The organism is Cognaticolwellia mytili (genome assembly GCF_002104475.1).
Classification (GTDB): domain Bacteria; phylum Pseudomonadota; class Gammaproteobacteria; order Enterobacterales; family Alteromonadaceae; genus Cognaticolwellia; species Cognaticolwellia mytili.
In genome coordinates this window covers 142286-157259 of record NZ_NBOF01000001.1, presented here as the reverse complement: position 1 = coordinate 157259, position 14974 = coordinate 142286, and the positions used below count along the sequence as shown (strand labels likewise).

Sequence of the window (14974 nt, the reverse complement as noted above, 5' to 3'; positions counted from 1 at the left end):
GAAATTGAAAACAAGTACATCAAGCAAACAAGAGCTTATGCAAAGTGCGCAAGCTGACATGAAGAACATCATTAAGGATATTGACCTCAGTGATCGACAAAAACTCGCGCTAACCTGCCGTATTTTATTTGATAAGGGCCACGACGCAGGCTTAGCGGGACAAATTACCTGTCGTGCTAAAAACCCAGATTCATTTTTAACACAAAAATTTGGCTTAGGTTTTGATGAAATAACAGCGAATAACTTAATGGAAGTAGACCAAGATCTTAAACCATTAAATGGCGAAGGCATGGCTAACCCTGCTAACCGCTTTCATACTTGGATATACAAAGAACACCCTGAAGTTAATTGTATTGTTCACTCACACCCAACCCATATTGCAGCACTATCAATGCTTAAGGTTCCTTTGATTATTTCTCAAATGGATACCTGTGGTTTATATAACGACACTTCCTTTGTAGCTGACTGGCCTGGTGTGCCTGTAGGAAACGAGGAAGGCATACTTATTTCAAAAGCGCTAGGCAATAACCGAGCTGTATTTCTCGCTCATCATGGCCAACTTGTTACCGGAAAAACGATTGAAGAAGCTTGCAACCTAGCAATTTTAATTGAGCGTGCTGCTAAATTGCAGCTTCTCGCAATGGCCGCTGGTGAAGTACAGCCGCTGCCTCATGAACTCGCTCAAGAAGCTCATGATTGGGTTTCAACAGATAAAAGAAATAAAGTTAATTTTGCCTATTACGCAAGACAAGCACTTAAAAAACATAACGATTGTATATAAGGAAATAAGATGAATTTATCCGGAATTATTGGTTACCCTATTACGCCTTTTAGTGATTTAATTAAAGGCGTTGATCTTGAAAAACTAGGTACAGTTATAGACATTCTACTGACCTCAAAAGTAGATGCTATTGCGGCATTAGGCAGTGCTGGCGAAGCAACTTACTTAACTAAATTTGAATGGGAACAAGTTGCAAAATACACAGTTAAGTATGTAAATAAAAAAGTGCCGGTTGTTATTGGTATCGCTGAATTAACTACTGAAAAAGCAATAGAACGTGCCAAATATGCTCATGCTATCGGCGCTGACATGATCATGGTTTCGCCATTTTCTTACTACAAATTAAATGAAGCTGAGCTATTTCAACACTATGAAAACATTTCAAATGCAACGCCATTGCCTATCATGATATATAACAACCCTGCGACCTGTGGTGTCGATATGTCTCCGCAATTCATGCTGACTATGGTTGGCAGCATTAAAAACGCCTGCGTGATTAAAGAGAGTACGGGTGATATTCAACGCATGCATAAAATTCACAAGTTATCTAAAGGAAAAGTGCCATTCTTCAATGGCTGTAATCATATGGCTTTGGAAGCGCTAACGGCTGGGGCAAGTGGCTGGTGTACTGCAGCACCTTGTTTAATTGGTGATCAACCCAAACAGTTATTTGATGCAGTTAAACAAGGCAATAAAGATAGAGCTCAAGCCTTATTCTATCAACAATATGAATTTCTTGAGTTTATTGTAACCTCAGGATTGGCTGCCGCCGTTAAATCAGGTTTATCAATTCAAGGAAAACTAGAAGGTGAGCCTAGAAAACCGTTATTGCCTTTAACTGAATCTGCTCAAAAAACACTAAAAAACATGTTAACTGAGATGAATTGTGTCTATTAAGGTAGAGTAAAAAGTTACGCTATTAAAAAAGCCTTTTGTTTTCACAAAAGGCTTTTCATTTTCTTGGCTTATTTCACGTAAGCTAGTTAATTACTTTACAGCGTTGTACTTTATCCCAAAAGATTAAAGTTTTGCTGCATTAATTTCGGCTTCATCATTATCAAGTGCTAGCTTGTAGCCAAATGATACATGGTGATAGCGACCGTTAGTGTAATCATCATGGATAGCAAAACCGAAGTTGTATACTGTGCCCGCTTCAATGCTTACATCGCCTGCTTTGTCTGACTTAAGCTTACGCTTTACCATAACAGTCCAAGTGCCGTTTTCAAGTATTGCGTTAACTTCGCCACCTTGTCCACCGTGCATTTGACGTTCAGCTAAAATATAACCATCTTCAACTTTACCTTCACCTGCTTTATAGCGAACGATGTCCATAAACTTGTTCGAATCGACAGCTGCTTTAATGTCAGCTTCATCTTTTAACTGGTCCCAGCCACCAAGTGCTTTACCACGACGACCTTTCAATTCAAGTTTAGTTCGAGACTCTTTAGTATATTTAGTTAAACCGTTGCTAAAATCCAAACGTTTAGCTAAGTCTGAGCCCATTAATACATCTTTTTCTGGTACGAACGGCATACCGTTAACGTCTGCATGACATGTACCCCAACAGCCGGCTCTATCAGCATACTCAACTTCATCTGTTGCTACCATGAATGCTAGTTTCATTGAGTTTGCTGGATCCATTTTACCGCCATCTACAAATGGTGCAGGCGTATGTTCACCGTCGGCCCAGCTAAATTTCAGGTATAGATTTTCTGCATCATGTGCGGCATTAATAGTAACGTCAAAACTGCCGCGTTTACCAGGAATGAGTGCCGGGTCTTCAACCTTTTCACTTTCGCCAGATGCTATATTATTGCCAATATCAGCAATCTCTTCACCATGACATTCTACACAACGGTCGCCTTTGGTAAACGCACGTTTGCCACCATGCTTACGACCTAACACCCACTCAATAGATGCTGTACCTGGGTAGAATACCCCGATATCGGTTGCATTAGCTTTGCTCCAATCAACATTAATATCGCTAGTGCTTGCTGATGCCGCCGCATTACTTTCTACAACTGCTGCCTGAGGCGCTTTACTCAATTTACTTGTCGCGTCAGCAACTGCTTTTTCAATTTGTGCTTGAACCTTAATTTTCTCAGCTTCTTTTTCAGCTTTTAAAGCTGCTTTTTCAGCGGCTTCTTTTGCTTCTACACGCGCTAAGCCATCTTTGTACATTTGAGGAACTTCACGAATATAAGCAGGATTTGGTGCTTCCAGCGCTTCTAGTTCTTCGTCCGATAATTTGTCTCTTACCCCGTGATGCGCAATCCCTTTATGGCAATCAATACAAGTTTGGCCTGTTTCGAATGCGTTTAAATGTTGCTTACGTGCACGTGGTTTTTGAAATTCTGGATTCATCGATTCAAAGTTATGACAATTACGACATTCTCTTGAATCAGTTGTTTTCATCGCTTTCCAAACGCTTTTTGCCATGGTAAATCGATGCGCATCGAATTTCTCTTTAGTGTCTAATTTTCCTGTTAACCAACCATAAACCTCATATGATGCTTGAATTTTACGGACCACTTTGTGGATCCAAGGTCTTGGCACATGACAATCAGGACAACCTGCTCTTACACCCGTTCTATTCGAATAATGTATGGTCGGCTTATACTCTTGATACACATTGTCTTTCATTTCATGACAATTGATACAGAATTCTGTTGTGTTCGTTGCTTCCATTGCAGTGTTAAAACCACCCCAAAAGACAATACCTACAACGAAGAACATCACTGCGCCAGCTACTGTTGTACCTAGAACTAATCTACGTGACCAAAAACTAGGTTTATTTATTGTGTTATTTACCATAATTAACTCGTACAGAATAAAGCGAAAAAGCGTAGGCATAGCACTGCTATACCTACTAACCTAAAATAAAAGGATGATATTTATATATCATCCTTTAAATTAAGTTACTTACTAGGTTTTGTGGTTCATACGGTTATATACGTTGAACTTACCTGTTGGTGTTGTTAAACCTTTAATACGATGTAACTCTTTAAGTGTTTTAGCATCATATACTACGATTTCACCTGTTGGGTTCTTCGCATCTTTACGGTTCCAAACTGAAACCCAAACTTCTGTGCCATCATCGTTGAATTCCATGTGAAGAGCTGCTTTACCTGGCTCAGTTGTTACACGGATAGTTTTAACAATTTCGTGAGTATCTTTATCAAATACTTGTACAGACTGTTGAATTTCTGGCTCAGGATGTTTCAGTTGATCAGCCCAAACATATTGTGACGTTGGATGAGTACGGATGAATGCGCCAGCACCATCTGTTTCAACTTCATAACATAGTTTCCAAGCACTATCAGGGTGATTGATTGGGTCATTACCCCAAACAGATACTAAACCAGTACCTAAGTGAGTTGTACCGCCAACAGGGCCACATTTTTTATCAATCCAGTTAGCGCCTGGACCAGGATGTGGTAAAGAATCAACATCAATTTGTGCTTCTAATTTACCTGTTTCAGTGTCAACAACTACCATTTTGTTTGATGCGTTAGCAGCAATTTGGAAATAACGGCCTGTTGGATCGTAGAAACCATCGTGTAAGAACTCAGAAGACGCGATGCTGGTAATAGTTAAGTTATCTAAATCACTGTAGTCAACTTGTAACATTTGACCTGTTTCTTTAACAGCGATAGTAAACTCTGATTTATTAGGAGAAGTGTAAACAGCTGCTACACGTGCTTCATTAACAAATTCACCTTTAGTGTTATAACCACGAGTTGAAACAACTTTAAGTGGGTTTAACGTTACAGCGTCCATGATAACGAAATGTGCTGGCCAGTAACCACCGGCAACAACGTATTTACCGTCACCCGAAACAGCGATATCACGAGCGTCATATGCCATTTTAGTTTCAGCAACTAACATTTTTTCAGGCGTTTGCCATAAATCGATTTTATTAACTTTACCGTCGCGACCGATTGTGTACCAAAAACGACCAATATCTTTTGCATGGTCAACTTTATGATGTTCAGTACCTTTGATTACGTGTACTGCGTAACCCGTATCGATATGTGTGATAACTTTTTTAGTGTCGCCATCAATGATTGCCGCAGTACCTGCGTCACGTTCAATAACAACAAAGAAATTTTTCCAATTTAAACCATGCAATGGCTTAGTTGGGTAATCTTTCGGCGCAATATACTCTTTAGTATGTGAACGCATTTGCTCTAAAGACATTTCCGGCGGAACCGGTGGAGTCATTTGAATAAATGTTGCCATGTTTGAAATTTCTTGTTTAGTAAACAAGTCATCAAAGTTATTCATACCGCCTTCAGTACCTAGAGCAATAATTTTCTCTAGACGTTTTTGGCCTTTTTTAAGCGTGTTTTTTGGCTCTAAGTTTTTACCTGTAGCTCCTTTACGCAAAGTACCATGACAACCTGCACAACGTTGAAAGTACTGTAATTGCGCTTTTTCAAAATCAGCTTCAGACAGCGTAGGCTCAGCAGCAGACACTGACATACTAAGGCCTGTAGCTGCCATACCAATTGCTAAACCAAGTGCTGAAAGACTATATTTAATCGTTTTCATAGGATCATCTCCATTTACAAAATTAACTAGCTTTATGTTTTAATGTGTGTATTTCTTATCCATCTAAGTTTTCTATCAGCTACATTCTTATTTGATACCTTTAACAATGTAGACAATAGATAGACAAATTTGTAGTTTGTATAAAATGTATTAGGCTTTAATTTTTCAACTAGCAACAATTAAGTATTTAATGCTGACTAATTGTTCAAGCCGAGAACAAATATAAAGTAGTGTAACTATTCATTACTTTGCAAAGAAAAAACCTGACACAGATCAAGTTTTAAAAACTTTGAAGCGGAATGCATTTACAACTTGATCGAGGTCAACAAATAAAAAGGTTTTACGCGAATTAATCGCAATTCGTATTAGAATTGCTGAGAACTTAATAATTTAACCACATTTTGATATGAGTATTATTTATGAATAGTCGCAGTAAATCGTTAATATACGCCGCCATAGTAGGCTTAATTATTGTCGCCATATTTTTGGGGTTTTTATCAAGTATTACCAACCCTATTTCATGGATACTTATTACGGTATTAGTGCTGATTCCAATATTTTATAAAAAGACAGTAAAAACAAATGAAATGGTCTGGAAGGACGAATATAGTGTCGGTATAGATAGCCTAGACAATGATCACAAGAAGCTAATCAGCTTGTTAAACCAATTCACCATGGCCTATGATTATGCCATGAGTGAAGAGTATGAGCGTGACGCATTAAATGATTTGATCAACTATACAAAATATCACTTTGAGCGTGAAGAACAATTGTTAGAACAACACAATTATCCTGATGTTATCGCCCATAAAGCACAACATAAAAAGATGATTGAGCAAGTAAATAGTTTTATGGATTTATATAACGAAAAAGGCCATGACTCATTAAATGAAATCAGTAGTTTTCTATCTAACTGGTTGATTAACCATATTAATGGTACTGATAAAGAATATACTTCACACTTAAATCAACACGGTGTGAAATAAGCATCCAGCTTTATTATGGGTAAAAGAAAGGGCCAGCGTTAACTGGCCCTACCTATCATGAATGATTTATTCATGATAACTCTCAAACTCCTTGTTTTACTTCGTCCTTGAAAATTTCCAGTCCATGTGGAAATAACGATTTCAAACCATTAAGTTAGTGCTAACTTAATGGTTATCCTTCTTACTACTTTCGCCTATTTATTGCATAATTTAACTCTAAAGGATTTGAGATCCTGGGCAAAAACACTCTAAAGAAAAATTACTCATTTTCAACGAAATATCGATAGAAATTTACTTTTAACTAAATATTACACACGTGCTAGTTTTGGAGTTACCTCCGAACATAATAATTAGCCGTTGCTATTCACATTAAAATGAAACACACAATTCACTGTTAATATAAAGACTAACTATCATGGTTGTACTTACTTTTCCGTTTTCGGCAACGTTTGAGTAAATACGATACTAAGCCAATTAAACGATATTATTGCTATCATCCAATCAACCTAATTCTGCTTTATGAACTTAGCAACTGTACTAAGTTCATATAAAATCATCTTTGCTCAAACAAGTACTACCAAATGAAATAGAAACCTATTTACGAGAAATTACAAACAACTAACATGGCAAAATAATATTGCTGTAGAGCCTAGTTAAAATGACCTTTTATTAAACTCGTGAAAAATCTAATAAAGGTATTAAACCAACTTAGGTCAACTATTGGAGGAAATAGCAACCTCAGCCTAGCTCTGTTAACTTTTGTTCTTATACTCGTAAATAGGACCTATATTGCTTTATCAATGTTAGAGCCTATAACTTCTTATTTTTGTATTACAATTCGGCTTTGCAATACCTAAACAAGAATGATTCTCATTATCTATTATTTTATTGTGATGTCAACAGATAAATGAGAATTAATTGTATTTAGAGTAAAAAAGGGAAGCAATACCGTGAATTGGCAACTTAATAATAGTAAAAAGTCTTTCTAAACTATATGGCCGACAAATTAAATATTACGTAATATCTTTAATTTTAAATAAGTTAGGCATAAAAATCATTTCTTGTTAATTCACTTACCGTATAATTAAACCATAATTACTAAGCATCCATACAAGGCAGTAATTTAGATAGCTAACCAGCTTATAAAGCTATCGTCACTATAAATACTAACAATGCTCAGTACATTATTAACACGGTAATATTTATGACAACAAGTGGTGATGTAGTAAGCCTGTATTAATGGCAAGGCACATAACTTGATAAATACCAGCTTATGTCTTATTTGTAGCCCTCAGCCCCCCTTTGGCGACGAGAATCCTTAATGTTCTCGTAGCTTCATCCATAAATGATTTATCAATAGGACAATGGCCCTATATTAAAAACCCTTTCAAAGTTACGCCAAACAATCGTATATTTCAGTTCAAGACCATTATTCTACGATACACTCAAGCGTAAAAATAATTTTAGACTTTTATCACTTAATAAATACTCATAGAGTGCTTTAGTGAAAATATTATTGGCGAGTAATTCTTTTGGGTTTGAGCGTAGCTTCCTAACATCAGCGAATTTTACTGTTAGGTGCGGTTCTAAACTAAATTTTTTATTTTTTCGTGGTGAAGTGGTCGTCGCTAAAGAGCCTGCTTGTCGTTCTCTTGGTACTACCCCATAACTGTAGTCTCTCACCATCTAAAAAATCATAATTTTTCTCTTTTGGTTTAGCTGTTTTAACGCCTATGTTAGCCCGCGGTTGGTCATTCTAACTATTTTAATAGCAACTAGATCATCCAATCTTATCAGTGTTACCACTGATGGTGATAAATATTCCAGATACTGCAAATCTTTATCAGAAAAGTACAGACATAAAAAAACCCGAGAACCTTGTTTTAACTAGGCTTTCGGGTCTTTAACGGTTCTTGTTGAACCTGTATTTGGTGCAGATGGAGAGACTCGAACTCTCACGCCCTAAGGCACCACCCCCTCAAGGTGGCGCGTCTACCAATTCCGCCACATCTGCATTAAACTTTTTAAACTATATATTTTATTAAGTCGTTTTGCTTATTCTGAGGAAAACAAGCTAACTTAATTTTTAGACTAGTTTGGTATGTCGCTATCTTTTTCTGCTACAGCGTCGCTACTAGGTACGTCAGCATTGTCTACTTTAGGCTCAAGGCTTTCAGTAGGGATAGCATCTGTTGCTGGAGCAACTTGGCCTGCTGGTACAGCTAAGTTATCAAAGTCAGCACCTGATTTAACACGATTCGCTGTTAAGTTACCTAATATTAAGCTGATTACAAAAAATGCAATAGCTAGATAAGTAGTCGTTTTAGTTAAGAAGTTACCAGAACCACTTGAACCAAAAATGGTGGCTGAAGAACCAGCACCGAATGATGCGCCCATATCGGCACCTTTACCTTGTTGAATTAGCACTAGACCAATTAAACATAAGGCAACGATCAAATACACTACGATTAACACTTGATACAACATTTTATTATCCCTTTGCTGCCGAACAAATTATTTTAAATTCATCGGCTTTTAAACTAGCACCGCCGATTAATCCACCATCGATATCAGCTTGTGCAAATAATTCTTCACAGTTTGTCGCATTGACACTGCCACCATACAACAACGGCAGTTTAACTGCGATGTTTTCATCAACTTTCGCGATAAATTTACGAATAAATTGATGAGTTGCTTGTGCCATTTCTGGCGATGCTGTTTTTCCAGTACCTATTGCCCAAACAGGCTCATACGCAATAACAACATCTGTAAATCTTTCAATACCGATTTCGTCTATAACCGGCTGCAATTGTGCGGCTAAAACAGTTTCGGTTTGCTCTGCAACGCGCTCGTCTTCACTTTCACCTATACATAAAATAGGCTTAAGACCAGCATCTAAAGCAGTTTTAACTTTATGTGCCACTAGTGAGCTTGATTCATTGTAAATACTACGACGCTCTGAATGTCCTAATATTACATAATTCACGCCAACTTCTTTTAACATTGAAGTTGAAATTTCACCAGTAAAAGCGCCTTTAGCATGCTCATTTAAGTTTTGAGCACCTAAGCTAAATGCTTTAACTAAGTTCGCATTAGCACTTGCCAAGCTAAATGCCGCTAAGTAAGGAAAGCTAGGACAAACAACGACTTCAACATTTTCATTTAACGTTACGTTATTTAACTCTGAAACCATTGAGTTGACTAAAGCTAAACTGCCATTCATTTTCCAGTTTGCTGCAACTATTGCGCGTCTATTCATATTTCATTCCTAAATCAAAGCGGCGAGATATTAACTAACCTGTAGGCAAGATACAAGTTTTTCAAGCAATATCTCGTTCAATTGCTCAATATTCGTCCGACAAAGCAAATCAGTAAACAATTATCGTTAACAAGCTAGCTTTACGGCATCAGCAATTTCGTTTGCTAGTGCGGTCACTTCATCATGTTCAGGCCCTTCAACCATTACGCGAATAAGTGGCTCTGTGCCTGATTTTCTTAGTAATACTCGGCCGCGACCACTTAGTTTATCATTCACTTGATGCACAGCAGCAACAACAGCGCTGTTCACTAATGGGTCGCTATCACCGGTAAAACGAACGTTCACTAAAACTTGTGGTAATTTCTTCATGCCTTGACGCAATTCAAATAAGGTTTTACCTGTATTGCAAACCGCTGTTAATACATTTAATGCTGCGATAATGCCATCACCTGTAGAGGTATGATTAAGGTTAATAACATGGCCAGAGTTTTCTGCTCCTAACTGCCATCCTTTCTGCTTAAGCATTTCCATTACGTAGCGATCACCGACCTTACTTCGCGCAAATGGTACGCCCATGTCTGCAAGCGCAAGCTCTAAGCCCATGTTGCTCATTAACGTGCCAACAACACCACCGCGAATACTACCACTTTGTAAATCATTACAAGCAATAACATACACACATTCATCACCGTCCATAATGTAACCGGTGTGGTCAACCATCATTAAACGATCACCGTCGCCATCAAGGGCAATACCTAAATCAGCATTATGTTCAACAACGGCAGCGCTAATAGCAGCCATAGAGGTAGCACCACATTCATAGTTGATATTAGTACCATTCGGTGCAGTACCAATTTCAATAACTTCAGCACCTAGTTCACGAAAAACGTTGGGCGCAATGTGATAAGTTGCGCCATGTGCACAATCAACCACCATCTTAATGCCTTTTAATGAATACTGGCTTGGAAAGTTACTTTTACAAAATTCGATATAACGACCAGCAGCATCGTCAATTCGATTCGCTTTCCCTAAGTCAGCTGATTCAACGCAGCCCATTTCCTTATCCAATTCTGCTTCAATAGCTAACTCAACAGCATCAGGTAACTTTTGCCCGTCTTGTGAGAAGAACTTAATACCATTATCATAAAACGGGTTATGTGAAGCACTAATAACAATGCCGGCTTCCGCACGAAAAGTTTTTGTTAAATATGCAATACCTGGTGTTGGCATTGGCCCTAGTAAGCCAATATCAATACCTGCCGCTGAGAAGCCAGCTTCTAGTGCAGATTCCAACATATAACCAGAAATACGCGTGTCTTTGCCTATCAATACTTTTTTAGTACCTTGTGCCGCTAAAACACGACCTGCGGCATAACCTAGCTTCATGACAAATTGCGGTGTAATTGGGTATTGACCTACCAAGCCACGAATTCCATCAGTACCAAAATATCTTCTTTCTGACATTATTGTCTCCATTGCGCTTAACGCTTTGCTATTAGCATTTCACTGCATAAATTTATGCTTAACTGACTATTTGATTATCAGCTACAGCTTTTAGTATTTTTAATGCGTCTACGGTTTCTTCGACATCATGAACACGAATGATTTTTGCACCTTGCTGAGCAGCAAGAATTGCGGTACTTAAGCTACCCGCAAGACGTTGTTCAACATCTCGACTTAATAAATTACCGATCATAGACTTACGAGATGTGCCTACAAGTATTGGGCAACTTAGCTTTTCAAACGATGATAAATTGGCCAACAAATGAAAATTTTGCGCTAACGTTTTACCAAAGCCAAAGCCGGGATCTAAAATCAAACGCTCTCTGGTGATACCTGCTTCAACACAAGCGTTAATACGTTGTTCAAAGAATAAAATAATATCGTCAACAACGTTACTGTACGTTGGCTCGTTTTGCATTGTTCTAGGCAAACCTTGCATATGCATTAAACAAATAGGTACGTCACTATTTGCCAACACCGCCAAACAGCCTTCATTTTGCAGCGCACGTACATCGTTAATTATATCAGCGCCACTTTCAATAGCTGCTTTCATCACTGATGCTTTGCTAGTGTCGATAGAAACCACAACATCAAACTTTTGCTTAATAGCTTTTAATACTGGAATTACACGCTCAAGTTCGTCTTTTTCATTAACGTCTTTGGCACCAGGTCGTGTCGATTCACCGCCAATGTCAATAATTGTCGCACCAGCAGTAATCATACTTTCAACTTGATCGAGTGCATGATCAAAATGAGTGAATTTACCACCATCAGAAAAAGAGTCAGGAGTCACATTAAGAATCCCCATCACTTGCGGCGATGATAGATCTACGATTGAATTAGGGCAGTTAATTTGCTTAAGCACAATTTTCTCTTCATTTAGCTTATATTCAACCAAGCATATGGCCAAACTAGCATTTATTATTTTAGCGTTTACAAGCTAGTAGCTAACGGGTAAACGCTAAAATAATAAAGCCTCAATAAGTATTAAATCAATTGATTTAAACCATTGAGGCTTTAGACTTTTATGTATTATCTATTTAGCTGGAATGTCTGAAGTATCAGTTGAATCTGATGGTTCAGAAGACTCCTTTTTTTCGCTATCAACTTTTGCTGATGGCTTGCTTGAGTCAGCATTATTTGAACTGTCATCAGAGCTAGTTGCATCAAAGTCAGCTGGCGGGCGAACCTTAGTACGATTCATTAAGTCATCAACTTGCAATGCATCAATTGTTTCGTATTCCATTAAGGCGTCTTTCATCGCATGTAAAATATCTTCATTTTCTTTCAATATTTTTGCTGCTCGCTCATAGTTACGGTTAACAAAAGCTCTAATTTCTTCATCAATAGCATGTGCAGTATCGTCTGACATATTTAATGATTTAGAAGATGTTCTACCTAAGAATACTTCACCTTCTTCTTCAGCGAACAACATCGGACCCATTTTCTCAGAAAAGCCCCATTGAGTTACCATTTTACGAGCAAGCTGCGTAGCACGTTCAATATCATTTGAAGCGCCCGTGGAAACTTTTTCAAAACCATAAATCATTTCTTCAGCAATACGACCACCATATAGTGATGAGATATTACTTTCCAAGTGTTGCTTGCTATGACTAAACCTGTCTTGCTCAGGTAAGTACATCGTTACACCCAATGCACGACCACGCGGCATAATACTCACTTTATAAACAGGGTCATGATCTGGCACTAAACGACCAACAATGGCGTGACCTGCTTCATGATAAGCAGTCATTTCTTTTTCAGATTCATTCATTACCATTGAACGACGTTCTGAGCCCATCATTATTTTATCTTTAGCTTTTTCAAATTCAGCCATACCAACAACACGACGTGCTGAACGAGCAGCAAACAATGCAGCTTCGTTAACTAAGTTAGCTAAATCAGCGCCAGAAAAGCCAGGTGTACCACGGGCAATAACTGATGCTTTAACATCATCACCTAATGGAACTTTACGCATATGCACTTTAAGAATTTGTTCACGACCACGAATATCAGGTAAACCTACGGTTACTTGACGATCAAAACGGCCTGGGCGCAGCAACGCAGGGTCTAACACGTCTGGACGGTTAGTCGCAGCAATAACGATTACACCTTCATTACCTTCAAAACCATCCATTTCAACTAACATTTGATTAAGTGTTTGCTCACGTTCATCATGACCGCCACCCATGCCGGCACCACGTTGGCGACCTACAGCATCGATTTCATCGATAAAGATAATACATGGCGCTGATTTTTTCGCTTGCTCGAACATATCTCGAACACGTGAAGCACCAACACCTACAAACATTTCAACAAAGTCTGAACCAGAAATAGTAAAGAAAGGTACTTTCGCTTCACCCGCAATAGCTTTAGCTAATAAAGTTTTACCTGTACCAGGTTGGCCTACCATTAAAACACCAGATGGAATGCGTCCACCAAGTTTTTGAAAGCGCGAAGGATCTTTTAGATAATCAACTAATTCTGAAACTTCTTCTTTGGCTTCATCACAACCAGCAACATCAGCAAAAGTCGTTTTAATTTGATCTTCGCTTAGTAATTTTGCTTTTGACTTACCAAAACTCATTGCCCCTTTGCCACCACCGCCTTGCATTTGACGCATGAAGAATATCCACACCCCAATAAGCAGTATCATCGGAAACCATGAAATGAATATTGACGTAAGTAAACTTTGTTCTTCTGGCAACTCACCAGAAGCGTTAACACCTTGCTTAACTAAATCGTTAATTAAATCACGATCATAGCCGCCAGGGATAACAGTAACAAAGTTTTCACCACTACGTTTAATACCATTAATAACGCCATTTCTATCAACGTCAACTTCTCGAATTTGCCCTTGACGTACGTCTTGGATAAATCGTGTGTAATCTACTTGTTGTTCATTGTCGCTTCCAGGGGTAAAACTCTGGAAAACAGACATTAATACAACTGCAATAACTAACCATAAAATAAGATTTTTTGCCATATCGCTCAACTTAATGACCTCTTGCTAATGTTCAAAATGGTGCGATGAAATAATTCCATCTAATTTACTACAATTTAAAGCCGGTCGCCACAAGATAAACTTCACGTGAACGAGCACGTGACGATTCAGGCTTGCGAGTCTTAACGGTTTTAAATGCGGCTCGAGCATCTTTCATAAACTGCTCAAAGCCTTCTCCTTGGAACACTTTCACAACAAAAGCGCCATCTTTCTTTAATACTTGATTACACATATCTAGCGCTAACTCCACTAAATACATGCTACGCGCCGCGTCTGCAACTTCGTTACCAGTAAAATTTGCTGCCATATCAGACATCACAACATCAATATTTTTACCGTCAATTCTTGTCAATAATGCATCTAATACTGCTTCTTCACGAAAATCACCTTGAAGAAAGTCAACACCTGCAATCGGATCCATAGACAAAATATCACAGGCAACCACTTGACCATTATCACCAACAGCCTTAGTTGCATATTCTGACCAACCACCAGGAGCCGCACCTAAGTCAACTACCTTCATGCCTGGCTTAATAAGTTTATCTTTTTTATTTATCTCTTCAATTTTAAAAACAGCACGCGAGCGAAGCCCTAATCTTTGTGCTTTTTTAACGTATTCATCATCAAAATGCTCTTTCAGCCATCGAGCACTACTGACACTGACCTTATTTTTACTCATCTAGCTCACTTATATATTCATGCTGCTTAAAGCGCTGCAACCTTAGTTAGGGTTTATTTTACTATTATTCCTTAAGATAAAGACACGCTATCTCAAATAAAATTGCTAATAAAAAATATTAAAAATGTATCACTTTGCAAACAATATTAGTATTACAAACTAGATGGAGGTAAAATAGTGATAATTCAAGCTAACTTGTAACGAAAAT

At 38.1% G+C, this 14974-nt stretch carries 12 protein-coding genes and 1 tRNA gene; 3 read left to right on the top strand and 10 right to left on the bottom strand.

Annotated elements, in window-relative coordinates:
• The first annotated feature begins 4 nt into the window (after positions 1-4).
• Positions 5-781, top strand: a complete 777-nt coding sequence (locus tag B7C41_RS00585) for an aldolase (protein ID WP_085296824.1) — start codon at positions 5-7, stop codon at positions 779-781.
• A gap of 9 nt (positions 782-790) precedes the next feature.
• The gene (locus B7C41_RS00580; RefSeq protein ID WP_085296823.1) at positions 791-1678 is read left to right on the top strand and encodes a dihydrodipicolinate synthase family protein; all 888 of its coding nucleotides are present in this window, start codon (positions 791-793) and stop codon (positions 1676-1678) included.
• A gap of 123 nt (positions 1679-1801) precedes the next feature.
• On the opposite strand, the gene B7C41_RS00575 is transcribed toward B7C41_RS00580, so the two are convergent.
• Both B7C41_RS00575 and B7C41_RS00570 read right to left on the bottom strand, forming a co-directional pair.
• Positions 1802-3595 carry a NapC/NirT family cytochrome c gene (locus B7C41_RS00575; RefSeq protein WP_085297655.1) on the bottom strand — a complete coding sequence of 598 codons (1794 nt, stop codon included), beginning with the start codon at positions 3593-3595 and terminating at the stop codon, positions 1802-1804.
• A 111-nt stretch (positions 3596-3706) separates the two neighbouring features.
• Positions 3707-5335: a cytochrome D1 domain-containing protein gene (locus B7C41_RS00570; RefSeq protein WP_085296822.1), complete on the bottom strand. Its 1629-nt coding sequence runs from the start codon at positions 5333-5335 to the stop codon at positions 3707-3709.
• A gap of 419 nt (positions 5336-5754) precedes the next feature.
• On the opposite strand from B7C41_RS00570, the gene B7C41_RS00565 reads away from it, so the two are divergent.
• Complete coding sequence (locus tag B7C41_RS00565; RefSeq protein ID WP_085296821.1) at positions 5755-6321, top strand: bacteriohemerythrin; 567 nt, start codon at positions 5755-5757, stop codon at positions 6319-6321.
• Between the two features lie 1434 nt (positions 6322-7755).
• Here B7C41_RS00565 and B7C41_RS00560 read toward each other — a convergent pair.
• The 8 genes from B7C41_RS00560 to rlmE all read right to left on the bottom strand — a co-directional run bounded on the left by B7C41_RS00560 (position 7756) and on the right by rlmE (position 14766).
• On the bottom strand, positions 7756-8007 hold the full coding sequence (locus tag B7C41_RS00560; protein ID WP_085296820.1) for a hypothetical protein: 252 nt from the start codon (positions 8005-8007) through the stop codon (positions 7756-7758).
• A 243-nt stretch (positions 8008-8250) separates the two neighbouring features.
• Positions 8251-8335 (bottom strand) — tRNA-Leu (locus tag B7C41_RS00555).
• Positions 8336-8412: 77 nt separating this feature from the next.
• The gene (secG, locus tag B7C41_RS00550) at positions 8413-8808 is read right to left on the bottom strand and encodes a preprotein translocase subunit SecG (protein WP_085296819.1); all 396 of its coding nucleotides are present in this window, start codon (positions 8806-8808) and stop codon (positions 8413-8415) included.
• Positions 8809-8812: 4 nt separating this feature from the next.
• The gene (gene tpiA / locus B7C41_RS00545) at positions 8813-9580 is read right to left on the bottom strand and encodes a triose-phosphate isomerase (protein ID WP_085296818.1); all 768 of its coding nucleotides are present in this window, start codon (positions 9578-9580) and stop codon (positions 8813-8815) included.
• A 126-nt stretch (positions 9581-9706) separates the two neighbouring features.
• On the bottom strand, positions 9707-11044 hold the full coding sequence (glmM, locus tag B7C41_RS00540) for a phosphoglucosamine mutase (RefSeq protein ID WP_085296817.1): 1338 nt from the start codon (positions 11042-11044) through the stop codon (positions 9707-9709).
• Positions 11045-11102: 58 nt separating this feature from the next.
• A complete protein-coding gene (folP, locus tag B7C41_RS00535; RefSeq protein WP_085297654.1) occupies positions 11103-11891 on the bottom strand; it encodes a dihydropteroate synthase in 789 nt (262 codons plus the stop codon).
• 228 nt (positions 11892-12119) lie between these two features.
• Positions 12120-14078 carry an ATP-dependent zinc metalloprotease FtsH gene (gene ftsH, locus B7C41_RS00530; RefSeq protein ID WP_085296816.1) on the bottom strand — a complete coding sequence of 653 codons (1959 nt, stop codon included), beginning with the start codon at positions 14076-14078 and terminating at the stop codon, positions 12120-12122.
• Positions 14079-14136: 58 nt separating this feature from the next.
• Positions 14137-14766 carry a 23S rRNA (uridine(2552)-2'-O)-methyltransferase RlmE gene (rlmE, locus tag B7C41_RS00525; RefSeq protein ID WP_085296815.1) on the bottom strand — a complete coding sequence of 210 codons (630 nt, stop codon included), beginning with the start codon at positions 14764-14766 and terminating at the stop codon, positions 14137-14139.
• Between the last annotated feature and the right edge of the window lie 208 nt (positions 14767-14974).

Bases quoted from the DNA above. Each gene is read 5' to 3' on its own strand.
- B7C41_RS00565 (WP_085296821.1), top strand. From the start codon at position 5,755: ATGAATAGTCGCAGTAAATCGTTAATATACGCCGCCATAGTAGGCTTA.
- B7C41_RS00560 (WP_085296820.1), bottom strand. From the start codon at position 8,007: ATGGTGAGAGACTACAGTTATGGGGTAGTACCAAGAGAACGACAAGCA.
- B7C41_RS00575 (WP_085297655.1), bottom strand. From the start codon at position 3,595: ATGGTAAATAACACAATAAATAAACCTAGTTTTTGGTCACGTAGATTA.
- secG (WP_085296819.1), bottom strand. From the start codon at position 8,808: ATGTTGTATCAAGTGTTAATCGTAGTGTATTTGATCGTTGCCTTATGT.
- B7C41_RS00580 (WP_085296823.1), top strand. From the start codon at position 791: ATGAATTTATCCGGAATTATTGGTTACCCTATTACGCCTTTTAGTGAT.
- tpiA (WP_085296818.1), bottom strand. From the start codon at position 9,580: ATGAATAGACGCGCAATAGTTGCAGCAAACTGGAAAATGAATGGCAGT.
- B7C41_RS00570 (WP_085296822.1), bottom strand. From the start codon at position 5,335: ATGAAAACGATTAAATATAGTCTTTCAGCACTTGGTTTAGCAATTGGT.
- folP (WP_085297654.1), bottom strand. From the start codon at position 11,891: ATGGGGATTCTTAATGTGACTCCTGACTCTTTTTCTGATGGTGGTAAA.
- rlmE (WP_085296815.1), bottom strand. From the start codon at position 14,766: ATGAGTAAAAATAAGGTCAGTGTCAGTAGTGCTCGATGGCTGAAAGAG.
- glmM (WP_085296817.1), bottom strand. From the start codon at position 11,044: ATGTCAGAAAGAAGATATTTTGGTACTGATGGAATTCGTGGCTTGGTA.